General features: G+C 71.9%; 18 protein-coding genes. 10 read left to right on the top strand and 8 right to left on the bottom strand.

The features are described from left to right. The 3 genes from SACCYDRAFT_RS13770 (at window position 1) to SACCYDRAFT_RS13780 (ending at window position 2675) form a co-directional block, all read left to right on the top strand. Window positions 1-1224: a cytochrome P450 gene (locus tag SACCYDRAFT_RS13770; RefSeq protein WP_005457000.1), complete on the top strand. Its 1224-nt coding sequence runs from the start codon at window positions 1-3 to the stop codon at window positions 1222-1224. Window positions 1225-1348: 124 nt separating this feature from the next. Next, on the top strand, window positions 1349-1645 hold the full coding sequence (locus SACCYDRAFT_RS13775) for an acyl carrier protein (RefSeq protein ID WP_005457001.1): 297 nt from the start codon (window positions 1349-1351) through the stop codon (window positions 1643-1645). A gap of 49 nt (window positions 1646-1694) precedes the next feature. Next, complete coding sequence (locus SACCYDRAFT_RS13780) at window positions 1695-2675, top strand: methyltransferase (RefSeq protein ID WP_052309198.1); 981 nt, start codon at window positions 1695-1697, stop codon at window positions 2673-2675. A 124-nt stretch (window positions 2676-2799) separates the two neighbouring features. Here the strand turns inward: SACCYDRAFT_RS13780 and SACCYDRAFT_RS13785 are convergent, their stop codons facing one another. Both SACCYDRAFT_RS13785 and SACCYDRAFT_RS13790 read right to left on the bottom strand, forming a co-directional pair. Further along, window positions 2800-4026, bottom strand: coding sequence for a cytochrome P450 (locus SACCYDRAFT_RS13785; RefSeq protein WP_005457003.1), 1227 nt, complete (start codon window positions 4024-4026; stop codon window positions 2800-2802). Continuing rightward, window positions 4023-5240, bottom strand: a complete 1218-nt coding sequence (locus tag SACCYDRAFT_RS13790) for a cytochrome P450 (RefSeq protein WP_083844758.1) — start codon at window positions 5238-5240, stop codon at window positions 4023-4025. Before SACCYDRAFT_RS13790 ends, SACCYDRAFT_RS13785 begins: the two co-directional genes overlap by 4 nt. Window positions 5241-5397: 157 nt before the next feature. On the opposite strand from SACCYDRAFT_RS13790, the gene SACCYDRAFT_RS13795 reads away from it, so the two are divergent. The 7 genes from SACCYDRAFT_RS13795 (at window position 5398) to SACCYDRAFT_RS13825 (ending at window position 11377) form a co-directional block, all read left to right on the top strand. Further along, window positions 5398-7017 (top strand): FAD-dependent oxidoreductase, encoded by a 1620-nt coding sequence (locus SACCYDRAFT_RS13795; protein WP_005457006.1) that lies wholly within the window; start codon window positions 5398-5400, stop codon window positions 7015-7017. After that, window positions 7014-7763 (top strand): alpha/beta fold hydrolase, encoded by a 750-nt coding sequence (locus tag SACCYDRAFT_RS25470; RefSeq protein WP_005457007.1) that lies wholly within the window; start codon window positions 7014-7016, stop codon window positions 7761-7763. The genes SACCYDRAFT_RS13795 and SACCYDRAFT_RS25470 overlap by 4 nt, the downstream gene beginning before the upstream one ends. Continuing rightward, window positions 7760-8593, top strand: a complete 834-nt coding sequence (locus SACCYDRAFT_RS13805) for an alpha/beta fold hydrolase (RefSeq protein WP_005457008.1) — start codon at window positions 7760-7762, stop codon at window positions 8591-8593. The genes SACCYDRAFT_RS25470 and SACCYDRAFT_RS13805 overlap by 4 nt, the downstream gene beginning before the upstream one ends. Next, on the top strand, window positions 8594-9616 hold the full coding sequence (locus SACCYDRAFT_RS13810; protein WP_005457009.1) for a 3-oxoacyl-ACP synthase: 1023 nt from the start codon (window positions 8594-8596) through the stop codon (window positions 9614-9616). Window positions 9617-9684: 68 nt separating this feature from the next. Further along, entirely contained in the window at window positions 9685-9972 is a 288-nt protein-coding gene (locus SACCYDRAFT_RS25475; protein WP_005457010.1) for an acyl carrier protein, read from the top strand. A gap of 2 nt (window positions 9973-9974) precedes the next feature. Then, complete coding sequence (locus SACCYDRAFT_RS13820; protein WP_005457011.1) at window positions 9975-11009, top strand: methyltransferase; 1035 nt, start codon at window positions 9975-9977, stop codon at window positions 11007-11009. Next, a complete protein-coding gene (locus SACCYDRAFT_RS13825) occupies window positions 11006-11377 on the top strand; it encodes a VOC family protein (RefSeq protein ID WP_005457012.1) in 372 nt (123 codons plus the stop codon). The genes SACCYDRAFT_RS13820 and SACCYDRAFT_RS13825 overlap by 4 nt, the downstream gene beginning before the upstream one ends. A gap of 19 nt (window positions 11378-11396) precedes the next feature. Here SACCYDRAFT_RS13825 and SACCYDRAFT_RS13830 read toward each other — a convergent pair whose 3' ends face one another. The 6 genes from SACCYDRAFT_RS13830 to SACCYDRAFT_RS13855 are packed head-to-tail and all read right to left on the bottom strand — an operon-like array spanning window position 11397 to window position 26903. Continuing rightward, the gene (locus SACCYDRAFT_RS13830) at window positions 11397-12185 is read right to left on the bottom strand and encodes a thioesterase II family protein (protein ID WP_005457013.1); all 789 of its coding nucleotides are present in this window, start codon (window positions 12183-12185) and stop codon (window positions 11397-11399) included. Further along, entirely contained in the window at window positions 12185-13282 is a 1098-nt protein-coding gene (locus SACCYDRAFT_RS13835) for a Gfo/Idh/MocA family oxidoreductase (RefSeq protein WP_005457014.1), read from the bottom strand. Before SACCYDRAFT_RS13835 ends, SACCYDRAFT_RS13830 begins: the two co-directional genes overlap by 1 nt. Next, window positions 13279-14451 (bottom strand): saccharopine dehydrogenase NADP-binding domain-containing protein, encoded by a 1173-nt coding sequence (locus tag SACCYDRAFT_RS26645; protein ID WP_005457015.1) that lies wholly within the window; start codon window positions 14449-14451, stop codon window positions 13279-13281. The genes SACCYDRAFT_RS13835 and SACCYDRAFT_RS26645 overlap by 4 nt, the downstream gene beginning before the upstream one ends. Further along, window positions 14448-18686 (bottom strand): non-ribosomal peptide synthetase, encoded by a 4239-nt coding sequence (locus SACCYDRAFT_RS13845; protein WP_005457016.1) that lies wholly within the window; start codon window positions 18684-18686, stop codon window positions 14448-14450. Before SACCYDRAFT_RS13845 ends, SACCYDRAFT_RS26645 begins: the two co-directional genes overlap by 4 nt. Next, window positions 18683-25279, bottom strand: a complete 6597-nt coding sequence (locus SACCYDRAFT_RS13850; RefSeq protein WP_005457017.1) for a non-ribosomal peptide synthetase — start codon at window positions 25277-25279, stop codon at window positions 18683-18685. The genes SACCYDRAFT_RS13845 and SACCYDRAFT_RS13850 overlap by 4 nt, the downstream gene beginning before the upstream one ends. Further along, window positions 25266-26903: a (2,3-dihydroxybenzoyl)adenylate synthase gene (locus SACCYDRAFT_RS13855; protein WP_005457018.1), complete on the bottom strand. Its 1638-nt coding sequence runs from the start codon at window positions 26901-26903 to the stop codon at window positions 25266-25268. The genes SACCYDRAFT_RS13850 and SACCYDRAFT_RS13855 overlap by 14 nt, the downstream gene beginning before the upstream one ends. Between the last annotated feature and the right edge of the window lie 55 nt (window positions 26904-26958).

Genomic DNA, 26958 nt, shown 5'->3' on the forward strand with positions numbered 1-26958 from the left:
ATGACCCGACGTGACGCGGACCCGGCCGGGACCACCGCCGAGCACCTGTTCCACCCGGCGGTCGCCGGCGACCCCTACCCCTACTACGCCCGCCTGCGGGAAGCCGGTGGCGCCGTCTACTCGCCGGAGCTGGACGCGTGGCTGGTCAGCACCCACCAGGACGTGTCGGCCGCTTTCCGCAACCACGACGTGCTCTCGTCGGCGCCGCCCGGCGGCTCGCCCGACGGCGCGCGCTTCCTGCTCAACTCCGACCCTCCCGAGCACACGGCCCTGCGTCGCACGGTGAACCGGTTCTTCGACGCGAAGACGGTGCGGGACCTCGAAAGCCGCGTCCGCGAGGTCACCGATGAACTCGTCGACCGCCTGCTCGCGGCCTCCCACGCAGGCCGGGCCGACCTGGTCCGGGACATCGCGGGCCCGCTTCCCATCACGATCATCGCCGAGATGCTCGGTGTCCCCGCCGAACGCCACGGCGACTTCAAACGGTGGTCGGACGCCACCATCGGTGGGCTCGACATGCCGCCGCGCGACATCGCGGTCGCCACCTGGGAGATGAACCGGTTCTTCGCCGACACGGTCGCGGCGCGTACGCGGACCCCCGGCGAGGATCTGATCAGCAGGCTGACACTGTGCGAGGACCTCACCGACACCGAACGGCAGGCGTTCTGCACACTGCTGCTCATCGCGGGCAACGAGACGACCACCAACCTCATCACCAACCTGTGCCTGGCCCTGCTGGAACATCCCGAGCAGGCCGAGCGGGTCCGTGCCGACCGAACGCTCATCGGCCCCGCCGTGGAGGAGGCACTCCGGTTCGACGCCCCCGTCCAGGCCGTCTGGCGCCTGACACTGGCCGAATGCGACATCGGAGCCACACGTGTTCCCGAAGGTGCCAGGGTGCTCCTGCTCCAGGGCTCCGCCAACCGGGATCCCGACCGGTTCCCCGATCCCGACAGGTTCCTGCCGGGCAGGTCGACCCGGGAGCATCTCGGCTTCGGCACCGGGATCCACTTCTGTCTGGGTACGCAACTCGCCAGGCTCGAAGCCAGGGTGGTGCTGGAGACCCTGCTCGACCGCGTCGCCGAGCTGACGATCGCGGGGCGTGTCGAACGCATCCTGCCCCACGCGCCCACTCCCCGCGCGGGAGGCCGCAGACCGAGGGTCAGGCGGCATCCCGTGGTGCGGGGGCTGCACCGGCTGCCCGTCCACGCCGTCGGGTCCTGAGATGGAACCGGACGCCGCACCGGAAAGCCGTTCACGGCACGTTGTCCACATCGGCCCGGACACCTAACGTGCTCGACATCAGCGGAGAATCCCACGAGTCCACACGCGAAGTGAGGGGCACATCATGACGGAAGCGGTCGCGGAGGAGCGTTCCGAGGAAGAAGTCCGCCAGACGATCCGCGGCATCATCGCGGAGGTCGCCCCCGGGGGCGACGTGGAGATCCGCAGTGACATGAACCTCGTGGAAGACCTGTCGTTCCACTCACTGGCACTGCTGGAACTGGCTTTCACCCTCGAGGACGAGTTCGACCTCCCCCCGATCGACGAGACGGTGGCGCGCGCCATCACCACCGTGGCGAAGGTCGAGCAGCACGTCGTCGACAATCTGGCTGGACGCGGTGAAATCGCCGGCCGGGAGTGAGGCGACCGAGGCGCGGTCGCGGAACCCGCGCTTCGACGTGCCCTCCGTGATGCGACTGACCGAACTCGCCGACATCGTCGTTCCCTTCGCCATCCGGGTGGCCTGTGAACTGCGGATCGCGGACGAGTTGGCCGACGGGCCCCGCACCGTCGACGAGATCGCGCGGTCCGTGGGCGCCGACCCGCGCGCGTTGCTTCGCCTGCTGCGCGCACTGACCGCGCGAGGCATCTTCACCGAGGTGGAGCCGGGGCTGTTCGGCCACACGGCGCTGTCCGAGCCGCTGCGCGACGACCATCCACTGTCGATGCGCGAGGCTTACCCGCTCATCCCCGCCGACATCCAGGCGTGGTCGAGGTTCGACGTCAGCGTGCGCACCGGGGGTTCGGCGTTCGAGCACGTGCACGGCCAGGGCTACTGGGAGCACATGGCCGAGCGGCCGGAGGAGGCCCACCGTTTCGACGGCACCCAGCGCGCGGCGACCAGGCTGGAACTGCGCACGATCCTGCCTGCCTACGACGGGTGGGCCACCATCGGCTCGCTCGTCGACGCGGGTGGCGGCAACGGCGCCTTCCTGGCGGGCATCCTGCGGCGGTTCCGCGACACGCACGGCACCCTGCTGGACCTCCCCCACGTGGTGGCGGGCGCGGACGAGGTCCTGCGGGCGGCGGGTGTACGAGACCGCTGCACCGTCGTGGGAGGAAGCTTCTTCGACGAGATTCCCCAGGGCGCGGACGCGTACCTGCTCAAGCGGGTGCTCTACCACTGGGACGACGACCACGCCCGCACGCTGCTGAGCAACCTGCGTTCCGCGATGCGACCGGACAGCAGGCTGCTGCTGCTGGAACCCGTCGCGGAGCCCGGTGACGAGCTGAACGCGGGCAAGCTCTACGACCTGATCCTGCTGACGATGGCCGGCGGAGGGTTGCGTTCGCTGGAGGAGATCGAGGCGCTCCTCGACAAGTCCGGGCTACGGCTCGCCAGAGTGGTGCGCACGATGATGTTCCCGATGATGGAGATCGTCCCGCGCTGAGGCGCCGACACGAACGAGGGACCCGGCCGTTCGGTGGCCGGGTCCCTTCTCGTCGTTCGAGCTGTCGGCAGAAGACCGCCGGGCAGAGATTTCCGTGACGTTGTCACGTCCGAGCCCGGTGGACTCAGCGAGGCCTGCCCAGCACGGGCACCGACTCGTGGGCGCGGAAGTTCGGGTGCAGTGCCCGCACCGGCTCCGCCGCGAGGTCCAGTTCCCGGAAGCGGGTCACCAGCGCACCGATCGCCTCCTCGCACACCGCGCGACCCAGCGCTCTGCCGATGCAGTGATGGGGTCCGCCGCCGAAGGCGACGTGCCGGAGGTCCTTGCGCCGCACGTCGAGCCGGTCCGGGTCGACGAACCTCCGCTCGTCCCGGTTCGCCGACCCCATCATCAGCAGCACCATGCGCCCCGGTCGCAGTACTCGGTCGCCCACGGACAGCGGAGCCGACGTCAGCCTGATCGTGTACTGCGCGGGCGCGTCGAAACGCAGCAGCTCGTCGACCGCCGAGGGGATCAGGTCGCGGTCCTCGGCGATCACCCGCCATTCCCCGGATCGGCCGGGCAGCAGCTCGTTCACCGAACCGAGCACGTTCATGGTCGTCTCGAAACCGGCGAAGCAGAGGAAAGCCAGGTTGTCCACGGCCAGTTCCCGGGAGATCCGCCCCGCGGCCACGGCACCGGCGAAGTCGGTCAGCAGGTCGTCCCGCGGCGCGGTGGTGCGCTCGGCCAGTCTCGCTCCCAGTAACGAGCGCAGTCCGGTGGTGATCTCGTCGGCCTTCTCGACCTGGTCGGCGGTCGGGATGCGGTAGGGAATGAACGTGCGCCCGAGGCGTAGCGCGGGCGGCCACACCAGTGGCCGGTCCTCGTCGGAAAGACCGATCAGACGCGCGACGACCTCGGCCTGCAACGGGTAGGCGAAGTCCCGCACGAGGTCGAACGGCGTGCCGTCGGCGTGCGGCTCCAGAAGCCGGGCCGCCGCCTCGGCGGCGAAGCCGCGCAACCGGGCCACCGCCGCCGGGGAGATCCGGTTGTGCACCACCCGCCGCACGGAGTCGTGGTCGGCCCCGTCGAGTGCGCTCATCATCCGACCGGACAACTCGCCCGCCGGTCCGGTGCCGAACAGCGGCAGGTCACGCCCGGCTCCCCGGGGCAGGCTGTTGGTCAGCGCGGGGTGGGTCAGCAGTGCCTGGACCTCGGCATAGCGGGTGACCATCCACGTGCCGGGAGCGCCACGGCACAGCGGTCCCGCGTCACGCAGCTCGCGGTAGCGCGGGTAGGGATCACGCAGTACGTCGGGGTCGAGCGCGTCGAACTTCGGGGGAAGCGGGCTCCTTCCCGCGCCGCCGCTCATGCCGCGCGCACCGCGACGGGCACGGCGGAGTACCCGCGCAGGTTGGGATGCGGTCGCACCACGGGCTCCCCGGCGGGTTCCAGTCGTGAGCAACGTTCCAGCAGCACTCGCAGCGACGTCGAGACCTGCGCCCGGCCCAGGTGCAGTCCCATGCACCGGTGGATACCGGCCCCGAACGACAGGTGCCCGTTCGGTTTCCGCCCGACGTCGAGGCGGTCCGGGTCGGGGAACTGACGCGGGTCACGGTTGGCGGACGCGAGCAGGAGCAGCAGCACGCGCTCGCCGCGTAACGTGCGTCCCGCGATCTCGACGGGTTCCTTCGTGACCCGGGCGATCCACTGGATCGGCGCGTCGTAGCGGGCGAGTTCCTCCACCGCGGTCGGCATCAGGGACAGATCCTCCCGCAGCCGGCCCAGCTGGTCGGGGAAGGCCAGCAGCGCGGCGATTCCGCTCGCCAGCACGTGGATCGAGGTCTCGAATCCGGCGAAGAACAGGAACACGACGTTGTCGACGATCTCGTCGTCCGACAGCTCGCCGGTGCGGTCCGCGTTCGTCACGAGCGTGGACACGAGGTCGTCCTTCGGTTTCGCGCGCCGGGCCCGCACCAGGCCGGTCACGTACTCGCGCAGCCACCGCGCCTGTGGCACGCCGTTGCCCAGCTCTGGGGAGACGAAGGGGAACAGGATCAGCGACCGGCCGAGCTCGACGCCGTAGCGGGTCACCTCCGCCCGGTCCTCCTCCGGCACGCCGACCAGCGTGCACGTCAACGCGGTCTGCAGTGGGAAAGCCAGGTCGGTGACCGCGTCGAACGAGCCGCGCTGCAGGGCGGGCTCCAGGAGTTCGTGGACGGTGCGCTCGATGAGCGCTGTCATCCGCCGCACCACGGGCGGTGTGAGCGCCTGGCTCAGCGCACCGCGGACACGCGTGTGCGCGGGTGGCTCGATCGCCGAGACGATGGTCGGCAGTTCGAAGTTCGGCTGCGTGCCCAGCACCATGTCGGGACGGCCGAGCCGCTCGGGGAACTCGTGCCCGACGCGCGAATCCCGCAGCAGCGCGGACACCTCCGCGTACCGTGTCACGACCCAGGTGGCGGGGCCGCCGCGGCACAGCGCCGACTCCTCCCGCAACCGCGTGTACACCGGGTAGGGGTCGACGAGCAGTTCCCGGTCCAGTGCGTCGAACTTCGGGGGCAGGCCCGACACGTACGTGTCCACGCCGGGAGTGTCACCAGTCCCGGCACGTCAGGGCAAGGAACGGCGGCCCGGGGCACGACGGGCAGGTTGAACGGCGTAGGCCGATCACCTGTGGACCCGGCGGTTCGGTGTTACCTTCACCCCGGTACGAGCCACCGGTGTCACCAAGGGGGACGATGTGACCGCTGCCGACCAGGAATCCGACTTCGACGTCATCGTCGTCGGATCGGGAGCCGCGGGACTCACGGCAGCGCTCGCGGCGTCGACCGCCGGAGCAGGCGTGGCGGTGCTGGAGGCGTCCGCCAGGCTCGGCGGCACCACGTCGGTGTCCGGTGGGCAGGTGTGGATCCCCCGCAACCACCACATGTCCGAACTCGGCGAGTCGGACGCCCTGGCCGATGCCCGCGCCTACTGCGTCGACCACTCGCCGCACCGCGACCCCGCGCTCATCGACGCGTTCCTCGACGTCGCGCCGAAAGCGGTGCGCGGCATCGAGCAGCACACGCCGCTCCGCTTCGTCCCGATGGACACACCGGACTCGTTCGCCGAGCATCCGGGCGGGCGTCCGCGTGGCCGCAACCTCGAGGTCGCCCCGGTCGGGACGGGCCCGTTCACGCCGTGGGAGCAGTGGACGTGGTCCCCGCCCTACCCCGCCGTACTGACCAACGCCGAGGTCGCCGCGTCCGGGATGATGTCGGGGGGTGCCCCGCCGATGGATCTCATCGGGCAGCGGATGCGCGACTCACAGGTGACCCTCGGCGTGGGACTCGTCATCGGCCTGCTGCGAGGCTGCGCCGACGCCGGTGTCCGGATCCGCCGCAGCTGCCGGGTCCTCGACCTCGTCCGGTCCGGCGGCGGCGTCACCGGGGTCGTCGCCGATCACGACGGTGAGCAGCGCACGCTGACCGCACGCCGGGGGGTCGTCCTCGCCACCGGAGGGTTCGAGCATGACGACGAGATGTCGCGGCGGCTGCTCGACCTCCCCGACCCGGTTCCGTGCTCCCCACCGGTCAGCAACGGTGACGGGCTGCGGATGGCCGCGGCAGCGGGCGCGATGCTGGGCCACCTGTCGGAGAGCTGGTGCTGGCCCGTGATCGTCGGCAAGGCCACCTGGGACGACGACGCGGCGACCCCGCGCGCGGACATCATGATCGCCGAGCGCGCCTTGCCGCACGCCATCTGGGTGAACGCGGCGGGTCGCCGCTTCGTCAACGAAGCCAGCCACAACTGCGCACTCGCCTTCACCGAGACGGACCCCGCCACCGGCGGGCCCCGGAACCTGCCCGCCTACGTGATCGGTGACGCGTGCTACCGGGAGCGGTACGCGCTCGCGGGCACGCCCCCCGGGTCCGCGCTGCCGGACGGTGCGGTCTCCGCCGACTCGCTCACCGCTCTGGCCGAGCATGTCGGCGTCGACGCGGCGGCGTTGGCGGACACCGTCGCCACGTTCAACCGCTCGGTCGAGTCCGGTGTGGACTCCCAGTTCGGTCGCGGATCGCACGCCTACGACCGCGGGCTCGGCGATCCGACCGCGCCCCACCCCAACCTCGGCACCATCGAACGCCCCCCGTTCTTCGCACTTCCCGTCCGCACCGGCATGGTCGGCACCAAGGGCGGGCCGAGCACGGACGGACACGGCCGAGTCCTCGACTGGTCGGGCCGGCCCATCGACGGCCTGTTCGCCGCGGGCAACGCCGCGGACTCCGTGATCGGACCCGGCATCCTGTCCTCCGGAATGACGCTGGGGCTCGCCGTCGCCTTCGGCTGGGCCGCCGGGACGACGGCGGCGGCCCGATGACCGGCGCCTCCGCTCGCGCCGTGCTCGTCGGCGCTCCGGCTTACCGAGTGGCGCTCGTCGGTGAGGCACTGGCTCCGACGCTGCGGGAGGCCGGGCTGGACCTCGACGTCGTGTGCTGTGCAGACCTCGTTCGCGACCCGGCCGCCTGCACGGTCGCGGGAATGGCGGCCGCTCTGCGCAAGCGGCTCGCCGCGGGCCCTCGGCCCGCCGTCCTGTTCGGAGACCGGGCAGGCGCCCTCGTGGTCCTCGATCTGCTCTCGGTGACACCGGACGCGTCGGAGTGCGCGGTGCTGTCGGGAGCGCGCACGACCCCGAGCGCTCTGGAGGAACTGGAGGCCGCCGAGCTCACCGGCCGTGACCGCGCGGTGAACCCGAGGACACTGGCGCTGCTGCGCGCCGCGAGCCTCCTGCGCCCTTCCCGGCTCGCGGACGACACCGTTCTGGCCGAGCTGCTGGACCGGCTGTCGGCGTGGCCACCGGAAACGGCGGCGGAGCGTGCGGTCCTCGACGTCGCGGCCCGCACGAAGGTCGAACCGGAGACCCTGGCGGCCGTCACCACACCGTGCCTCGTGCTGGCCTCGACGCTCGACGCCGTCACCTCCCCCCACGCCGCCCGCACGGTCGCTCGTGGCCTGCCCTCGGCGACGCTGCGCACGATCGACTGCGGTGGCGGCCCCCTCGACTCACCGGAGGCCACCGCTGTGGAGATCAGTACGTTCGCCCGTTCGATTCGGATGGTGTCATGACCGCCGCCCCGTCGGTTCCCACCGAGACGTTCACCGTCCCCCTGCGGACGGGTATCACCGCCAGCGTCAACCTCGACGGCGCCGGTCCCGACCTGCTCATGCTCGGCGGGCCGCACAGCGCCGAGCTGATGCGCGGCTTCATCGGCCCCCGTTTCACCGCGGCCGGGTTCCGGCTGATCACCGTGGAGTACCGAGGGATCCCACCGTCGACCGTGCCGCCCGGCGACTACACCGTCTCACAACTCACCGCCGACCTGATCGCCCTGCTGGAGCAGTGCGAACTCGCACCGCTGCGTGTCTACGGCTACTCGCTCGGCGCGAACGTGACGCTCGAACTGCTCGCCGAACGCCCCGACCTCGTCGAACGCGCCGTGCTCGGCGGTACCAGAACCACGCACCCGTTCGCCTCGGCCGAGATGCACGACGAGTTCCTCGCCCGTGTCGCCGCAGGCGAGACGGACCCGCCTCCGCTGACCGAGATGCTGCTGCGCGCGCGGCTCATGTTCGGGCCACGGCGGCTGGCCAGCGACGCGTTCACCGGTGCCATCCGTCAGGTGCTGGAACTACCCCCGACCGAGGGGCACAACGTTCCCGGCCTCACCGCCGCGTCGCGGCGACACGAGCCGAGTCCGGAGCGGATCGCGGCCATCCGTACGCCGTGCCGGGTCATCGGGTTCGAGCACGACGTGCTCACCCCGGCCTCGGGCGCCCGTGAGGTCGCCCGGTTGCTGAACGCCGAGTACCGGGAGATCGGCAACTGCGGCCACGGGGCGTTCATCGAGCAGCCGCGCGAACTCACGCGGTTGGTCACGGAGTTCCTGGGAGCGTAGATGGGCACGCACGTCGCGATCCTCGGCACCGGCGGTTACCTGCCGCGCCGCAGGCAGTCCGCGAGCGAACTCGCCGAGTTGGTGGGGATGCGCGAGTCCACCATCACCGGCAAGTTCGGCCTCAACGGCAAACACCTCGCCGCCGAGAACGAGCACGTCTCCGACCTGGCGACCGCCGCGGGTGAACGCGCGCTGGCCGCCGCGGGAGTCGACCCCGGTGACATCGGAGCCGTGGTCTACTTCGGATCGACGTTCAAGGACTACGCGGTCTGGCAGGCCGCTCCCAAGATCGCCCACAACCTCGGCTGCACCCGGGCGTTCGCGCTGGAGCTCGACTACGTCTCCTGTGGCGGTCCCGTCGCGATGCGGGTGTGCCGCAACATGCTGCTCGCCGAGCCGGACATCGGACCGGTACTCGCGGTGGGTGCCTCCCGCGAGTCGGCACTCATCGAGCACAGCGACCGCTGGTCGCAGTTCCTGTTCACCTACGGCGACGGCGCGGCGGGCGCGGTACTGGCCCCTGTGGACGAACCTCCCGAGGTGGAGGTCCTGGGCTCGCACATGATCACGGACGGCCGCTTCGCCGACGACGCCATGGTTCCCGCGGGCGGCACCGTCGAGCCGGTCAGCCACGAGTCGGTCGACGCGAAGCGCCACGTCCTGCGCGTGGAGAACCCGTCGTCCATGGCGGGCCTTCTGCTCATCACCCTCAACCAGCTCACCGCCGCGGCCAGGGGCGCGGCCACCCGCTCGGGACTCACCCTCGACGACATCGACTTCGTCTGCACCTCACACGTCAAACGCACCGCTCACAAGGCTCTGCTCGACGCGCTCGGGGTCGATGTGGCACGGTCGGTCTATCTCGACGACACCGGGCACATGACCGGTGTCGACACCCTCTTCGCCCTGGACAGGGCCGCGCGGGAGGGCCGGCTCGACCCCGGCGACCACGTGCTCCTCGTCGCCTCGGGCACCGGCTGCACCTGGGCCGCGACGATGGTGCGCTGGGGCCGGCGACCGTAGCGGTGCCCCACACCCGCCCCGACACTCGCCCCTCACGACGGCCGCGACGGCGGCAGGAAAGGACAGCAGTGACAGCCGAGAACGACACCGGTGTCGACGAGCTCGACGTGGACGCGCAGACCCGGCTCCGGCAGGTGTTCACCGAGTGTCTCGTCGACGAGGACGGGGCACCGCCCGCCGACCCCGCGAGCTGCCGACGCGGTGAGACGAGCGGCTGGGACTCGGTGACCCATCTGCAGCTCGTCGCCCGGATCGAGGAGTGTTTCGGCGTCGAGCTCGACCTCGACGACATCGTCGACCTCGAAACGTACGCCGACGGCGTGAAGATCCTGCGCAAGCTTGGAGTGGAGGTCTGAACATGACCGTGGACACGAACGCCGCGACGACGGACGAGACCGCCGACGTCGCCGCGATGAACCAGTTGGTCCGCATCGGTGACTACGTCACGCCGATCGCGCTACGGGTGATCGTCGAGTTGCGCGTGCCCGACGCGCTCGCCGACGGCCCGCGCACGGCCGAGGACCTCGCCGAGGAGGTGGGGGCCCACGGACCGTCGCTGTACCGGGTGCTGCGCGCGCTGACCGCCAACGGTGTCTTCCACGAGGACCGGTCACACCGGTTCAGCCTGACCCCGGTGTCCGATCTGCTGCGCGACGGGCACCCGTACTCGATGCGCGGGATGTACCGGCTCTCCCCCGCCGACGTGCACGCCGTGGCGGAACTGGAGTACGGGGTGCGGAACGCCGAGTCGGCGTTCGAGCACGTGCACGGCACGACCTTCTGGGAGTACACGGCGAAGCACCCCGAGCACCACGAGCGCTACCAGCACAACATGTGGTCCATGGCGACCCTGGAGATCCCGGCCGTGCTTCGGGTCTACGACTGGTCGCGTACCGGCACCCTCGTCGACCTCGGCGGCGGGACCGGCCAGATGATCGCGGGCATCCTCAAGGCACACCCGGCGATGCGGGGCGTCCTGCTGGACCTGCCGGACGTGGCTCCCGGCTCCCGCACCGTGCTGGAACGGGAAGGGGTGCTCGACCGGTGCGAGATCGTCAGCGGCGACTTCTTCGAGTCGGTGCCCTCGGGCGGGGACACCTACCTGTTGAAGCGGGTGTTCTACGACTTCACCGACGACGAGTGCACGCGCATCCTGCGTTCCGTTCGCCGGGCGATGAAGCCGGACGCGCGCGTGCTCGTGCTCGACGGCGTCGTCCGGTCGGACAACCGGCACGACTCCGGCAAGCTGCACGACCTGTACGTGCTCGCGATGGGACAGGGCAGGTGCCGTTCCCGGGAGGAGTTGGCCGACATCTTCGCCGGGGCGGACCTGAAGGTGACGCGGGTCATCCCCACGGGGGCGTTCCCGCTGGTCGAAGGGAGAGCGGTATGAGCGTGGTGCCATACCTACTGTGTTCCGACATCGACGCGGAGGTCGAATGGCTCACCAAGGCGTTCGGTTTCACGCTGCGCCACCGCAGTGAGAACGACGAGGGCCGGGCGGTCCACGCCGAACTGGCGGCGGGGGAAGGCACGGTGATGCTCGGCTACCCGGGCGAGGACTTCCGCAACCCGGCCGCGATCGGGCATCCGACACAGATGCAACTGGTGACGGTCGGCGACGTCGACGCGCACTACGAGACCGCCGTGGCGGCCGGGGCGCGCGTCGTCGCCGAACTGACCGACCGCGACTACGGCCGCTCCTACGGCGCGGCGGACCCCGAAGGCCACCAGTGGTACTTCGTCGCGGGCACTTCCTGATGCCGGTCGGCTGTGGCCGTCACGGGGTCGACGGCCACAGCTGACCGGGCAGGTGCGGCGTGAGGCGGCGCAGCACGTCGGAGACGACGGCGTGGCGCATCGGTACCAGGAAGAAGTGGTCACCGGAGTAGGTGCGCAACTCGAAGTCGGGGTCCGTGGTGCACGCCGCCCACGCCTTCATCGCGTCCGGATCGACCTCGGGGTCCTCGCGGCCCGCGTGCGCCGTGATCGGACACTCGACGGTGGCGGTGGGATCACCCGTGTAGGTCTCGCTCAGCGCGTAGTCGGCCCGCAGCGCGGGCAACGCCATCGCCTTCACGTCGGGATCGTCGGCCAGCTCCGCCGGTGTGCCGCCGAGCCTGCACGCGTCCTCCCACATCTCGTCGTCGCCGGCGAGATGCCGCACGCCGGGCCACACGGGTGCCGGACGGCCGGAGACGAAGAGGTGTACGGGAGGGGCACCGCTTCGCGACCGCGCGAGCGCCACCTCGAACGCCACCGCCGCTCCGAGACTGTGCCCGAACAGCGCGACCGGCACCGTCGTGGCGTCCTCACCGAGTTCGGTGTCGAGAGCGGTCGCCACCTCTCCCGCCAGTGTCCGCAGATCGGTGCGGAAAGGCTCGCGACTCCGCTCCGCCCGGCCGGGGTACTGCACGGCGACCACCTCGATACCGGGTGGGAACCGCAACGCCCACGTCCGGTAGAACTGGGCGGAGCCCCCGGCGTGCGGCAGGCACACCAGAAGCAGTCGCGGTCGCGGACTCGGCCGGTACCGCCGCAGCCAGGTGTCGGCTCTCGTCGCGCTCATCAGCGTGCTCCCGTCGTCGGCTCGGTTCCGGCCAGCACATCGTCCACGTCGAGCACCTCCGGATCGGGCCGGTGGATCAACCGTACGGGACCGAGCAGTTCGTTCACCTTCCTGGACAGGCGGCTCAGCAGCAGTTGTCGCTGGCCGTGGGCCCTGCCCCCGTCGCCGGCGACGACGTCGTGGCGCAACGCGGTGATCGCGCGCAGGATGCCGTTCGGCCACAACTCGGCGAGCGCGTGGCGGTAGCTCGGCGCCTCCGCCGGTCCGACGACCCGGGCGCTGGGCAGGTCGAGGTGGGTGGCGGCGGAGTCACCCAGGCGCACCGCCGTCGCGAGGTCGGTGGGCATGTGCGCCCGGGGGGTCCACACCACGGGCCCGTGGGTGTTGACGAGTGTCAGCTGCCCGCCCTCCGTACCGATCGTGACACGGTGCAGCAGGTGCGCGTGGTTGTCCGGCGCTCGGGGGTCGAGTTCGTGCTGTACGCGCAGCGCGAACGGCACTCCCGCCAGCTCGCCGGAGACCGTCCGGAACGGGCCGGGTTCGCCGGGCGCGGCGGTCAGTCCGGTCGCACGCGCGCCGCCGAGTGCCTCGCCGAGCACCTCGAGCAGTGTCTGCAGCACCTGGTAGGCGCACGTCGCCTCGACGAAGAGCGCGGGCTGCCGCGTGAGCAACCGCCGCGCGGCCGCCACGAACCGGCGCACGGGCTCGACGTGCACGAACAGCGTGTCCACGTGGTGCACGGTGCCGTGCCGTCGCGCGACGCGCAGGCAGGAGGCCAGTTCGTCGGGGTGCAGGGGGTGCTCCTGCAACACGGGCACACCCCGCGTGAGGAACCGCTCCGCGAGTGTCGCGCCCGGCCCTCCGACGAGTCCGGAACCCACCACGACACAGGCCAGGGCGACGTCGTCGGGCACCTCGTCGACGTCGCGGTAGAGCGGCACCCCGTAGTGCTCGGCACACGCGACGGACCGCGCGCTGCCCCTGGCGAGCACTCCGGCGGGCCGGTAGGGGCTGTCCGGGCGGCTGAGCGCCTCCAGGTACACCCGGCCGAAGCCGGTGCCGCAGACCACCGCGGGCGGCCGCTCCGCAGGTGTCACAGCACTCCCTCCTCGACGTCGTCGACGACCTCGGACCGCTCCGCGGTGCCGTCCGAGGTCGTGGGGGACGTGAACCGTTCCAGCACGGTGACCTCGGGTTGTTCCCGCAGCCAGGCGCAGAGCGCGTCGGCGTCGACGACGTCCTGGACGTGCTGGGCTCCGGGCGGCTCCGCGCCCTCCAGCAGTCGCCTCGCACTGAACGACGCGACGGCCGCCGTGAGGGCGTAGGTGTCGGTGCCGCGCAGCAGTGCCGTGCGGCTCTCCGGAGTACCGTCCCGCGTGGTGCCGTCGAGCTGGAACACCAGGGTCTGGTAGGGCGTGCGGCCGAAGAGATCCAGTTCGGCGGCCTCACACAGCAGCCGCGCCGAGGCCGAGAGGTCACCGTCGAGGCCGTCGGCCTGGAGTCTGGCCAGTGTCCGCAACACGTGGCCCTCGCCGTCGAACACGTTCCACCAGTCCACTTCGGACAAACGAAGGGACGAGGCGAGTCGCTCGGTCTCCAGGCTGAGGTACGGCTGCAGGTCCACGGGGGACGAGAAGAACGGCACCCGCACTCCCGAGACCGGCCCCAGCGCGCGGGAACGTCGCTGTCCGTCCCGCCACGCCGCCATGGCCTCGCCGTGCTCGCCCGCCAGGGTGAGCAGGTACTCGGCAGCCCCCACCGGTGTCATCCGGTCGAGCAGGCCGACGTACGCGGTCAGCGACCGGCGCTGGACCATGCCTTCCGCCAGCCAGTGAGGCAGCACACTCGTCAGTCCGGGCATCAGCCCCGCGTTGATGACGGCGGTGAGGCCGCTGGCCGCCCAGTCCTCGTGCGACAGGGCACGCCAGAGCGGCACGTCACCACCGGGGTCGACGTAGTGGGCACCGGAGGCCAGCGCGGCGAGTGCGACCCGGTCGACCACCGCGTACGACGGTCCCGCGCAGTTCACCACGACGGAAGCCCCGGCGCAGAACTCGGCCAGTGCCGCGTCGTCCCACAGGTCCACGGCGACGACCTCGACGGTCCCCGCGGTCTCGGCTGTCTCGGCGTTCGGCGGAACGACCGAACGCATCACCTCCGGGCGCCGCGCTCCGAGCCGCAGTCCGACTCCCGACCGCACCAGCTGGCGGGCGGTGTGCAGGCCGACTCCGCCACTGGCGCCCAGCACCGCGACCAGGCCGCTCACCGCGCGTCCCCCGGCCGAACGTCCGTCGTGAGCAGCAGATCGGCGAGTTCCTCGACGAGGGGTGGACGCAACAGTTCCGCGGGGGTGGCTGCCGGAAGTTCCACGACGCGGACGTCTCCGAGACAGAGCTCCTCCCAGCGACTCCGTACCTCGTCGTGGTCGGCCTCACCCGCCCGTACGACGGTGAGGTCACCGACATAGGGCTGGTCGTCCTGCCGGTCCGCGGCCACCGCGGTGAGCCAGTGCCGGTAGAGCGGCAGCACGGCGGCCACGTCACCGTCCCAGCCCGCCTCGGCCGCGAGCCGCCGCGTCGTGGCCACGTCGTCGCTCACCGGCGCCGAGAGGTCCAGGCCAGCGCGGTCCCGCCCCTCACCCGCCAGTCCGAGCGACCAGGCGAGCACGCGGTGCGCCTCGTCGCCGTGAGCCAGCGCCTGCGACGGGGGGTCGTCACCGACGACCACCACGTCGGTCACCTCCACGCCGCCGTCGAGCAACAGCCGGGCGGTGTCCACCGCGACCCGGCCCGCGAGATCGTAGGCCACCAGCCGCACGCGCTGCTGGCCGCTCGCCGCGATGGCCTCCGCGTAGCGCTCCGCCGCCCACTCGGGCAGCTCCTCGGCAGCGCGGTCGAGGAAGGCCCGCGTATCGGCCACGGTGGCCAGCGCGAGGCTCGTGGTGCCCGCCAGCGCACGCACCAGCGGGTCGAACACCCCGTGAGTTCCGGTGCCGTCCGGAAGCAGCACGGTGAGCGGCTCCTCGCCCACCGAACCCAGATCGACCAGTGAGACGGCCGCCGCCTCGGTTCCGGTGCGCTCCGGCGTGCGGTCGCGGGGCGTGGCGGGGGTCGCCGAAACGTCGGGTGTCCCCGCCGCGGGCCGCAGCAGCTCGGCCAGCGAGGCCACGGTGGCACCCTCCAGGAGCGCCCTGAGCACCTCGTCGAACTCGAGCTCACCGTCGGACAGCTCCTCCCGGAGCCGTCCCGCCAGCCGCGCGGCCAGCAGTGAGTCGCCACCGAGGAAGAAGAAGTCCTGGTCCCTGCCGACCTCGTCGCAGCCGAGCACGTCGGCCCAGCACGCGGCGATCGCCGACTCCCACGCTCCCATCGGCGCCTCACCCGAGGTCCGGCGGGGCGCGAGCCTTCGCTCCAGTGCCGCGCGGTCGACCTTGCCGTTGGCGGTCTGCGGCAACGCGTCGAGAACCTCGACCCTGGCGGGCAGCATGTGTTCCGGAAGCCGCGTGGCCACGTCGTCGAGGAGCGCCTCCACATCCAACTGGGCGGTGCCCTCGCCACCCTCGGGCACCACGAAGGCGACGAGCGACCGCTCCAGGGGCTGGCTGCCGTACGCGACCACCGCGACCGCGGACACCGACGGTGCGGCCACGACGCCCGCCTCGACCTCGGCCAGCTCGATGCGGTGGCCCCGGATCTTCACCTGCGCGTCGGTGCGGCCGAGGAACTCGACCTCCCCGTTGGGCAGGTAACGCCCCAGGTCGCCGGTGCGGTACCGGCGTTGCCCCGTGTGCGGGCACGTGACGAACCGGTCGCGGGTGCGCTCGGGATCGTGCAGGTAGCCCTGGGCGACGCCGACACCACCGAAGACGATCTCCCCCGGCACGCCGTCCGGGCACTCCAGCATGCGCTCGTCGACGACGTGGACGGTCTGGTTCGCCAACGGACGCCCGTAGGGCACGCTGTTCCAGTCGGCGGGGACGGGGCGCTCCACGACGTCGTGTGCGATGGACCAGATCGACACCTCCGTGGCCCCACCGAGCGCCACGACGTGTGCGCCGGGCAGCAGGTCACGGATGCGGTCGGGCAACGGCAGCGGCACCCAGTCACCGGACAGCAGCACCAGCCTCAGCCGTGCGGGGAGCGAGTCGGGGGCGAACGACAGGTAGTCGGTGAGCATCTGCATCTGGGCGGGCACCGAGTTCCACACGGTCACCCCCGCGTCGCACACCAACTCGGCCCAGTGGGACGGGTCCGCGCGCCGGTGCGGGTCGGGCAGCACCAGGGCTCCCCCGACGCTCAGCAGGCCGAACACGTCGAACACCGACAGGTCGAAACCGAGAGCCGCCAGCCCGAGAACCCGGTCGTTCTGACCGATGCCGTAGCGCGCGAGCAGGTCGGCGACCGTGTTGGCCGCCGACCGGTGACTCACCACGACACCCTTGGGTTTGCCGGTGGAACCCGAGGTGTGGATGACGTACGCGACGTCGTCGAGGTCCGAGGGCGGGTCCGGCACCTCCGCGACCGACGCGCGGCCGGGTCCGAGCCGGTCCACGCACACGACGAGGTCGGCGGGCGGCTCCGCCACGGACGACGTCGTGACGACGGCCCGCACCCGGGCGTCGCGCAGGATCCCGTCGCGCCGGGCGACGGGTTGGGAGGTCTCCACCGGAACATAGGCCGCGCCCACCAGCAGCACCCCGAGCACGGCGCTCACCTGGTCGGCGCCCTTGTCCAGGACGACGCCGACAAGGTCACCGCGCCGCACCCCGCCCTCCCGCAGCGCTCCGGCGACGGCATCGGCGCGGCCGAGGAGCTCACCGTAGGTCACCTGGGTGTTCCCGGTGATCACGGCAGGACGTTCGGGGGTCCGCCGCGCCTGCGCCAGCACCCCGGCCCCGAGGGTGGTCAGAGGCAGGTCCGCCGCCGTGTCGTTCAGCGCGGTCCTGCGCTCCCGCTGTTCCGCGGGGAGGGCGACCGGGAAGGGCTGCGTCCACGCCTCGTCGTCCTCGGCCATCCGGGACAGCAGGTCGGCGTATGCGGCGAACATGTCGTCGACCATGTCGGCGGGCAACACGCCGACGCGGACGTCCCAGTTCGTGTCCAGACCGCCCCGGCGCTCGACGTTCTGGCAGTCGATCCACACCTGCGGGGTCTGCGACAGACCACGCACGAACTCGCCGCCCTCGTCGGCGCCGACGTGCTCACCGTCGCCCAGCCCGATCGCGCTGGTATAGACCACCGGGAACAGGGCGGCGTCCGGTCCGCGCCTGCGCCCGATCTCACGCATCACCTCGATCCCCGAGTACCGCCGGTGCTCCAGGTCGCGCCACAGTTGCTCCTGGTGGGCCTTCGCCCGGTCGGCGAGGCAGCCACCCGCCGCCGTGTCCACCTCCAGCAGCTCGATGCCGGTGAAGTCGCCGACCAGCCTGCCGACGTCGGGGTGCAGCGGCTCCCGGTTGAGCAGGGTCAGATCGAGGGTGAACCGGGCCGTACGGCTCCACCTGCCGATCACCTCGGCGAACGCGGCGAGCACCGCACCGGACGGGCTGACACCGTGCCGACGTGCGCGGTCGCACAGCGCGGCCCACGCGTCGGGTTCGACGCGCACCGCGTGTCGCTCGAACCGTACGTCGCCCTCCGTGGTGCGCCCGCTGTCGAGCACGGGCAGTGCCGGTCCGGGCGCGAGATCGTCCACACGCGACATCCAGTAGTCGCGGGCCCGTTCGAACGCGGGTCCCGTGCGCATCCGACGTTCGGCCTCGAGGTAGTCGCGGAACGTCAGCTCGGGTGGTGGCGGCGCACCCGCCGGGTCCGTGTAGAGCTGGTGCAGTTCCGCGAGCAGGACCTGGATGCTCACGAAGTCGGCGATGAGGAAGTTCAACGACACGTGCAGCAGCGCCGCCTCGTCGAGCAGGGTCAGGCCGAAACCGAAGAGCGGCCAGGTGCCGGGATCGTACTCGCGGTGTTCCCAGCCCCTCCTGATCCGGGCGAGCTCCTCCTCCGCCTCCCTCACCGGAAGGCCGCGGAGGTCCCGTACCAGCACCTCGGGCACGCCGGGGTCGGGCAGGACCCGCTGGCTTCCGTCGGCGTCCACGACGGCGCGCAGCATGTCGTGCCGGGCGACGAGCTCGGCGACCGCCGTCCGCAACCGCTCGGGGTCCAACGTGGGGTAGGAGACCTCGCCGTAGCCGTGGCAGCCGACCCCGCCGTAGGCGAAGGACGAGCGGCTGCCGAGGAGGTAGGCGGCCTGGACGTCGGTGAGCGGGAACGGCTCGTGTCGCGCGGCGGGATCGGGGCGCACCTCCGGCAACGCGTCGGCGGCCTTCAGGGCCGCGAGCACGTCCTCCTTGTGGTCCCGAAGCCGCCCGAGACGCTCCTCGGTCATGACGCCGCGCGGGGCGCGATAACGCAGCCGGCCGTCCTCCTCCCACAGCACGACACCGAGACCTTCGAGTTCCGTGAGCAGCTCCACGGCGGGGCTCTGCCCTGCGGTGATCGTCATAGCACTCCCTCTTCCATGTCGGCCTCGGAACCACGCAGGTCCTCCACGACGGCGGCGAGCCGCTCCACCGTGGGAGCCGAGGTCAGCTCACGCAGTGAGATCCCGATCCCGAACCGGCGTCGCATCCGCTCGACGAGGCGGGTGCCGAGCAGGCTGTCCCCGCCGAGGAGGAAGAAGCTGTCGGTGCGGCCCACCGTGGGTACGTCGAGCAGTTCGGCCCACAGCGCGGCCAGTTCGGTCTCCAGCTCGCCCTGGGGCTCCACGAGCGGTGCGGCGTCCGAGGACTCCGTGAGCGCGGCCGTCACGGCCTTGCGGTCGATCTTGCCGTTGGCGGTCAGTGGCAGCGTGGCGGCCGAGGTGACGCGGTCCGGCACCATGTGCGCCGGTAACTCGTCGGAGAGCCGGGCCCGCAGGTCGGGCAGCGCGGCGTACGCGTCGGTGTCCGTGCGTTCCACCGTGGTGACCATGGCGGCGAGGTGCGCGGCGGGGCGCTCCAGCACCACCGCGACGGCTCGTTCCACAGCGGGATGGCGCAGCAGTGCGGCCTCCACCTCACCGAGTTCGATGCGGTGTCCCCGGATCTTGACCTGCGTGTCACGTCTGCCGAGGAACTCCAGCACCCCGCCAGGGCGGTACCGGCCGAGGTCACCGGTGCGGTACCAACGTTCGACGCGCCCGTCCTCCGTGGTGACCTCCACGAAGCGGTCCGCCGTGCGTTCCGGATCACCTCGGTAGCCGCGGGCGACACCCGCACCGCCGATCCACAGCTCCCCCGTGACCCATTCCGGACAGTCCCGGCCGAACTCGTCGACGACCCGGTACGCCTGCCCGGGCAGCGGACGGCCGTACGGCACGGAACGCAGCGGCGGCTCGCCCGGCTCGACCGACGGCACGCCCGTGACGTCGTGGACGTTCGACCAGATCGACGCCTCCGTGGCACCGCCGAGCGCGGCCAGGCGGGCGTCCGGGGCGTGCTCGGCGAGCCGAACACCGAGATCCAGGGGAACCCAGTCCCCCGACACGAGCACCGTGCGCAGGCTTGCCAGATCACCCGGGTCGGCCACCGTCAACGCCATCTCCAACAGCGCGGGCACCGAGTTCCACAGGCTCACCCCGTGTTCCCGCACCAGCCTCACCCAGGTGCGGGCGTCACGCCGGGCGTCCTCGCCGACGAGCACGAGCGCGCCACCGGCTCCCAGCACCCCGAAGACGTCGTAGACCGACAGGTCGAAGTCCATGGCCGACACCGCGAGCACCCGGTCGGTGTGGTCCACCCCGAAGCGGTCGGTGATCGCCGCGACCGTGTTGAGCGCGGCCGAGTGGGTGATCTCGACCCCCTTGGGGGTTCCCGTCGAACCGGACGTGTAGATCACGTAGGCGAGATCGTCGTCCTTCCCGGGCACCGGCGAGGCGAGCGGGGACACGGCGAGCAGGTCGGTGAAGACCACGGCATCCGGCAGGTCGGCGGTGGCCGCTTCGGTCACGGCCAGCTTCGCGCCCGCGTTCTCCACGATCCTGCGCCGGCGTGCCGCCGGCTGGTCGGCCCCGACCGGCACGTACGCCGCTCCCGCCGCGACGACACCGAGGACGGCCGTGATCTGGTCGGCCCCCCTCGGCAGCACCACGGCCACCACGTCCCCTCGCCCGACACCCGCCGCGGCCAGTCCACCCGCCACGGCCAGCGCCCGCCGGGACAGCTCACCGAAACTCACCGCGCCGTCCGGCGTCACCAGCGCCGTCGCGTCCGGATCGCGCTGGGCGGCGGCGAAGAAGGCATCGTGCAGACCGCCCGTGCCGGTGGCGGGCACCACAGCGGGTGGCGCGCCGATCAGGGGAACCGGAGGGGATGCGGCAGCGCCGGTGACGGTGACCGACGGGCCGTCCCAGTCGCCGTCCGCCAGGTGCCGCAGCAGGCCGACGAACGCGGCGAACATCGTCTCCAGCACGCCGGGGCACAGCAGGCCCTCCACGGCGTCCCACGTCACCGACAGGCCACCGGCGCGCTCGGCGACCTGGTTGTCCAGCCATACCTGCGGGGTCTGCGACAGTCCCCACACGGGTTCACCGAACGGGAACGGCTCGTCGTCGCGGGCGACGCCCAGCGCACTGGTCAACACCACCGGCATGGTCACCGCCGCGTCACCGGTGCGTCTGGCCAGCTCCCGCAGCACCCACAGCGCCGACGCGGCACGGTGCTCCATGGCCTCCCAGATCCGGTGCTGCACGTCGAGCGCGTGCTCGGCGAAGCCCGCGCCGAGCCGGGGCCGGAACGGCACCAGCACAAGGGACGTGAAGTCGCCGACGACCGCGTCGATGTCGGGGTGGACGTCACGGCGATCGAACACGGTGAGGTTCAGCGTGAGATCGGCGCGGTCGCTGAACCGCGACAGCACGGTGGCGTACGCGGTGGCCAGGACCGCCGACGTCGTCACCCCGTGCTCGCGGCTGCGCGCGGTGAGCCGTCGCCACTGTTCCGGTTCGAGCCGCGCCTCGAGCCGGGTGAACCTGGGCGCGACCATCGCCTCCGGGTCGGCCGCCAGCGGCAACCGCGGCGCGGGGGGCAGGTCGTCGAGGCGCTCCAGCCAGTGTTCGCGTGCCCTCGCCACCTCGTCGGCGGGTGGTGTGGCCCCGAGGACGTAGTCGCGGAAGGTCAGGCGCAGTGGTGGCAGGGGTGCCTCCAGGTCGCGGTAGCGAACGGCCAGCTCCCGCAGCAGCACCACGATGCTGAGCGCGTCGAGGACCAGGTAGTCGAAGCTGAAGGCGAGGCGGGTGCTCCTCCCGATCGTGACCGCTTCCACGTGCAGCAGCGGCCAGCGTGCCGGATCGGCGATGCGGGTGGACAACCGGTCGCGCAGCCGGTCGAGCTCCCCCCGGTCGTCGGTGACGGTGACCGGGATGCGGAACCGCTCGACCACCGGCAGGACCCGCTGCCGCCCGTCCTCGTCGAAGACGGCCCGCAGCATGTCGTGTCGTTCGATCAGCCCGTTGAGCGCGTCCTCCAGCCTGGGTAGATCGACGTCGACACCGTCGAACTCCCAGTACCAGTGCGAGCCGACACCGCCGAGGGCGAACTGTTCGGAGCGGCCGAGCCAGTACGCCCGCTGGGTCTCGGTCGCTCCGAACGGCTCGTAGCGGTTCTCCGGGTCCGTGGCGAGGACGGGCGCCGATGCCTGTCCGGTGGAGACGAGCCCCTCGGCGAACTCGGCGAGGACCGGATGGTCGAGCAGCCTGCGCAGTGGCACCTCGATACCGCGGTCCCGCAGCCGCGCCAGCATTCGCGTCGCGATGATGCTGTCGCCGCCCGCGAGGAAGAAGTTGTCGTCCCGGCGCACCGAGGGCACGTCGAGCAGGTCCGCCCACACCTCCGCGACGAGCCGCTCGGCAGGCCCCATGGGCTCGCCGCCCCCGGCGTCCTGTCCGCGTTCTCGCTGCTGCCTCAGCAGCGTCGTGAGGGCGCCCGTGTCGGTCTTGCCGTTGGGGGTCAACGGCAGGGCCGCCACGGCGACGACCGTTTCCGGAACCATGGGCGGTGGCAGGTGCTCGGCCGCGTGCCGCAGCACCTGTTCGGACTCCAATGCGTCCGGCTCGGCGGTGGTGACGACCACGCCGAGATACGGATTCGGTGCGTCCACCACGAGCGCGACGGCGGCGTCGACGCCCGGGTGGCCGGACAGCGCCGCCTCCACCTCGCCGAGCTCGATCCGGTGGCCGCGCAACTTCACCTGGTTGTCGGCGCGGCCGAGGAACTCCAGGACTCCGCTCGTCCGATAGCGGCCGAGGTCGCGGGTGCGGTACCACCGCTCACCGTCGACCACCGGGAACTGCTCGGCGGTGCGCTCGGGGTCGCCGCGGTAGCCGAGCGCGACACCGGCACCGCCGATCCAGAGTTCGCCGGTGACCCAGTCCGGGCAGTCGCGGCCGCGCGCGTCGACCACCCGGAACCGCTGCCGGGGCAGCGGAAAGCCGTACGGCATCGAGCGCCACGCCGGTTCACCGGCCTCCACGGCCGGCACGACACCGTCCGGCCCGGGCTCGTAGAAGTTCGACCAGATCGCGGCTTCGGTGGCGCCTCCGAGCGCGGCGAAGCGGGCGTCCGGGGCGTGCGGGCGCAGCCGTTCGGCGAGGTCGAGCGGCACCCGGTCACCGGACACCAGCACGGTCCGCAGTGTCGACAGGCTGCCGTCGTCCGCCGCCACGAGCAGCATCTCCAACAGTGCGGGCACCGTGTTCCACACCGTCACGCCGTACTCGGCGACGAGTTCGCTCTGCGCGCGGGCGTCCCTGCGCTGGTCCTCGGTGACGGTGACGAGCGCAGCGCCCACCGACAGCATCCCGAACAGGTCGTACACGGACAGGTCGAAGTCGAGGGCGGACACGGCGAGTACGCGGTCGCCCGGCCCGACACCGAAGCGCTCGTTGACCGCGACGATCGTGTTCAGCGCCGCCGCGTGGGTGATCTCGACCCCCTTCGGCTCCCCCGTCGAACCCGACGTGAAGATCACGTACGCCAGGTCCTCGCCGGACCTCGGGCAGGGCGCTTCGAGCGGTTCCGCCGAACGCAGCTCCTGAGGGGACACCACGGGAACCCCGGGGTCCGTGCCCTCTCGACGAGGAGCCTGGGTGATCAGGTGCGTGACGCCCGCACGACGCAGGATGCGCTCGCGCCGTGCGGGTGGCTGCTCGACGCCGATCGGCACGTAGGCCGCGCCCGCCGCGAGCACGCCGAGCACGCAGGCGAGTTGCTCGACGCCCTTCGGCAGGCACACCGCGACGAGATCGCCCGGCCGCACTCCCCGCTCGACGAGTCCACCCGCGACGGCGAGCGCCTCCGAAGTCAGCTCGGCGTAACCGCGCGAGCCGTCCGGACCGAGGACGGCGGGTGAGTCCGGCGTGCGCGCGGCCATGGCGAACACCGGATCGTGCAGCGTCCCGGAAGGCGCGGGCGAGTCGTCGACGAAGCCGGGCCGGTCCTCCGGCCGCACCCCGCGCGGATCGGGTGCGGGAACGTCCCATTCGGACTCGACGGCCCACTCCACGAGGGCCGAGACGGCGTTCACCAGCGCGTCGGCGACCCCGGGCAGGAACACGCCGTCGGCGATGTCCCAGTGCACGTGCAGCGCGCCCTGCCGGTCGGTGAGCTGCACGTCGATGGCGACCTGCGGGTTCTGCGACATCGAGTGGACGGGCTCTCCGAGGCAGCGGCGCACCTCGGGTTCGAACAGCTCACCGAGACCGAGCGCGCTGGTGAACACGATCGGCGACAGCACGGCCTCGCCGTCCCGGTGCGACAGGTCGCGGAGCACGTCGATGCCGGAGTAGGCGGCGTTCGCGAGGCGGGCACGCAGCCGGTCCTGCAACGCCCGCGCCCGCCGCGCGAACGGCATCGGCTCGCCCGCGTCGACGTCGAGCAGCACCATGCCCGTGAAGTCGCCGACCATCGTGTCGACCTCGGGGTGAACCGGCTCGCGACCGTAGAAGGGCACGGTGAGCAGGAACCGGTCCCGCTCGCTCCAGGCCGCCAGCACCTCCGTGAACGCGGCCAGCACGAGGGACGACTCGGTGAGCCCGGCACTCCGGGCGCGGGCGGCGAACGTGCGGCGCGCCCTGGCGGGAACGCTGAACGAGCGCTGGATCGTGGTGTGCCCCGAGATCCCGGCGAGGTCACGGGCGTAGGGCAGGGCGGGCCCGGAGTCGGGCAGTTCGGCGAGCCGCTCGCGCCAGTACGCCTCGGCCCGCTCCCTCGCCCGCGCGGTCGCGGCGCGGGCCGCGACGGTGTACGCGGGAAAGTCCACCGCCGGGGGCGCCGGGTCGAATCCGGGATCGGTGTAGCGGCGCACGAGTTCGTCGAGCAGGATGCGGAAGCTCGTCGCGTCGCAGACGAGCATGTCGATCTGGACGTGCACCCGACCACGGCCGCCGGGCAACAGTGTGAGCCGCACGTCGAAGACCTCGCCCCTGTCCACGGCGAACCTGCGGTGCACGAGCCGGTGCCTCGTGCGCGCGAGCCGTTCCGCCCGCTCGTCCTCCGACAGCTCACGCAGATCGTCGACCACTAGACCGGACCACGCCCCGGTCGGCCGGACGCGGCCGAGACCGTCGTCACCGAAGCGGGCCCGCAGCATGGGATGGCGTCGTTGTAGCCACAGCACCGCGTCGGCCAGCCGGTCGGGGTCCACGGCGTCGCCCTCGAACTCGACGTAGAAGTGGGACCCGACACCGCCGAGGGCGAGTGCCTCGGACCGCCCGTAGTGGTAGGCGTGCTGCAGTGGTGTCAGCTCGAACGACGACTCGGGTGGTGACACGAGCGGGGCCGTGGCGCGGAGTTCCGTCGACTCGGGCTCCGGCACCGGTTCCTCACCGGCGGTCCGGTCGAGCAGTGCCGCCCACTCCGCGGGCGTGGACCACTCGATGAGCTCGCCGAAGGACACGTCCAGCCCCTCGGACTTCCACCGCGTCGCCAGCCGCATCACGGCGAGGGAGTCCAGGCCGAGGTGACGCAGGTCGTCGTCGTTCCCGATCTCCTCCGGGGCGAGGCCGAGCGCCTCGGCCACCCCCCGGCGAACGCGGTCGAGCGATCCCTCAGTCCGTGACATGGCTCGGCTCCTTCCGGCCTGCGACGAACTCGGCCCGCAGCCGCTTCGTGTCGACCTTCCCCACCGGCGTCTTCGGCAGCTCGCTCACCAGGCGCAGGTGGTCGGGCAGTTTGTAGTCGGCGCAGCCGCGCTGCGTCAGATGCGTGCGCAGGTCCGACAGGGTCGGCGGTTCCGTTCCCGGCACCGGGATCACGAAGACGCAGGACTTCTCGCCCAGTGAGGCGTCGGGCACCGCGACGGCGCTCACCTCGGCGACCGCGGGGTGTGACCGGACGTGCCGCTCGACCTCGGCCGTGGACACCTTCTCCCCGCCCCGGTTGATGACGTCCTTGATCCGGCCCGAGATCACGAGGTGGCCCGTGGGTGTCCTGCGGGCCAGGTCCCCGGTGCGGAAGAAGCCGTCCTCGGTGAACGACGCCGCGTTGTGTTCGGGCGCGCGGTAGTAGCCGCGCAGCGTGTACGGGCCGCGCAGCAGCAGCTCGCCGTCGTGGCCGTCGGGAACGTCGTGGCCCTCGGAGTCGACGATCCGGATCTCGTCGGCCTCGCACAACGGTCGCCCGTCGGTGCCCAGCCGCAGCTCCTCCGGCTCGTCGGGACGGGTACAGCACATGACGCCCTCGGTGATGCCGAACCACCGTGACACCGTGACACCGAGCGCGGCCTCCGCCCTGCGCGCCACCTCGGGGTCGAGCATGGCGCCACCGACCTCCACCACGAGTCCCTCGGCGCGAGACGGCAGCACGTCGGCGAGCTCCGTCCACAGTGACAGGTGGGCGGGCATCAGGGTGGTGAGGGTGACCCCTTCGCCGTGCAGCAGGGGGAACGCCTCGTCGGGGCTGGGGCTGCCCGCGAGGACCACCGTGCCACCGACCTGGAGGGTGCCGAGCACGCCGGGGCAGCCGAACGCCGCGTTGTGCGCGGCGGGCAGGGCGGCGAGGTAGACGCCGCGCTCGTCGAAGTTCATCGCCGTGGCGGACAACCTGCCCTGCAACGCGTAGTCGTCATGGGTGCGGGGGATGAGCTTGGGACGCCCGCTGGTGCCGCCGGACAGCAGCAGCACGGCGACGTCGGACGGTTCGGGGCCCGGTGTCTCGGGTTCGGACGGTGCCGCCTCCGCCAGTTCGGCGAGCCCGGTCAGGCCGTCCGGGTCACCGGCCACCAACAGGTGCTTCAGGCCGGGCACGCCGTCCCTCACCTCGCGGGCCAGCGTCCGGTGGTCGAACCGCTGGTGTACGTCGGGTACGACGAGGGCGACCGCCTCGGTGTGCTCGCACAGACTCACCAGTTCGTCACGGCGGTGGGACGGCAGCGCCAGCACGGGGATCACCCCGAGGCGGAAGAGCGCGAGGCACGTCAGGACGAACTCGGGCCGGTTCGGCAACTGCACGACCACACGGTCGTTGGCGCCGAAGCCGAGCGAGGAGAATCCCGCTGCGAGGCGGTCGGCGCGCTCGTCCAGCTCACGGTAGGTGAGGCGTTCGCGCGCGGTCACCACCGCCGTTCTCGTGCCGTCCGTTCGCGCCTGCGGCCGGGCGAGGTCGGCCAGGGTTCGACCGATCCAGTAGCCCTCCCGCCGGTATCGCGCGGCGAACTCGCGCGGCACCGGCACCGTTCCTTCGAGCATGGTTCTCCCTCATCGAGATCGAAAAACCGGACGACGCGCCCAAGGCCGCTGCCCC

Source organism: Saccharomonospora cyanea NA-134 (assembly GCF_000244975.1).
Classification (GTDB): domain Bacteria; phylum Actinomycetota; class Actinomycetes; order Mycobacteriales; family Pseudonocardiaceae; genus Saccharomonospora; species Saccharomonospora cyanea.

Excerpts from the sequence above, each read along its gene's own strand:
- SACCYDRAFT_RS13775 (WP_005457001.1), top strand. The coding sequence starts at position 1,349 with ATGACGGAAGCGGTCGCGGAGGAGCGTTCCGAGGAAGAAGTCCGCCAG.
- SACCYDRAFT_RS13770 (WP_005457000.1), top strand. The coding sequence starts at position 1 with ATGACCCGACGTGACGCGGACCCGGCCGGGACCACCGCCGAGCACCTG.
- SACCYDRAFT_RS25470 (WP_005457007.1), top strand. The coding sequence starts at position 7,014 with ATGACCGGCGCCTCCGCTCGCGCCGTGCTCGTCGGCGCTCCGGCTTAC.
- SACCYDRAFT_RS13820 (WP_005457011.1), top strand. The coding sequence starts at position 9,975 with ATGACCGTGGACACGAACGCCGCGACGACGGACGAGACCGCCGACGTC.
- SACCYDRAFT_RS13780 (WP_052309198.1), top strand. The coding sequence starts at position 1,695 with ATGCGACTGACCGAACTCGCCGACATCGTCGTTCCCTTCGCCATCCGG.
- SACCYDRAFT_RS13855 (WP_005457018.1), bottom strand. The coding sequence starts at position 26,903 with ATGCTCGAAGGAACGGTGCCGGTGCCGCGCGAGTTCGCCGCGCGATAC.
- SACCYDRAFT_RS13805 (WP_005457008.1), top strand. The coding sequence starts at position 7,760 with ATGACCGCCGCCCCGTCGGTTCCCACCGAGACGTTCACCGTCCCCCTG.
- SACCYDRAFT_RS13830 (WP_005457013.1), bottom strand. The coding sequence starts at position 12,185 with ATGAGCGCGACGAGAGCCGACACCTGGCTGCGGCGGTACCGGCCGAGT.
- SACCYDRAFT_RS13785 (WP_005457003.1), bottom strand. The coding sequence starts at position 4,026 with ATGAGCGGCGGCGCGGGAAGGAGCCCGCTTCCCCCGAAGTTCGACGCG.
- SACCYDRAFT_RS13825 (WP_005457012.1), top strand. The coding sequence starts at position 11,006 with ATGAGCGTGGTGCCATACCTACTGTGTTCCGACATCGACGCGGAGGTC.
- SACCYDRAFT_RS13810 (WP_005457009.1), top strand. The coding sequence starts at position 8,594 with ATGGGCACGCACGTCGCGATCCTCGGCACCGGCGGTTACCTGCCGCGC.
- SACCYDRAFT_RS13845 (WP_005457016.1), bottom strand. The coding sequence starts at position 18,686 with ATGACGATCACCGCAGGGCAGAGCCCCGCCGTGGAGCTGCTCACGGAA.
- SACCYDRAFT_RS13850 (WP_005457017.1), bottom strand. The coding sequence starts at position 25,279 with ATGTCACGGACTGAGGGATCGCTCGACCGCGTTCGCCGGGGGGTGGCC.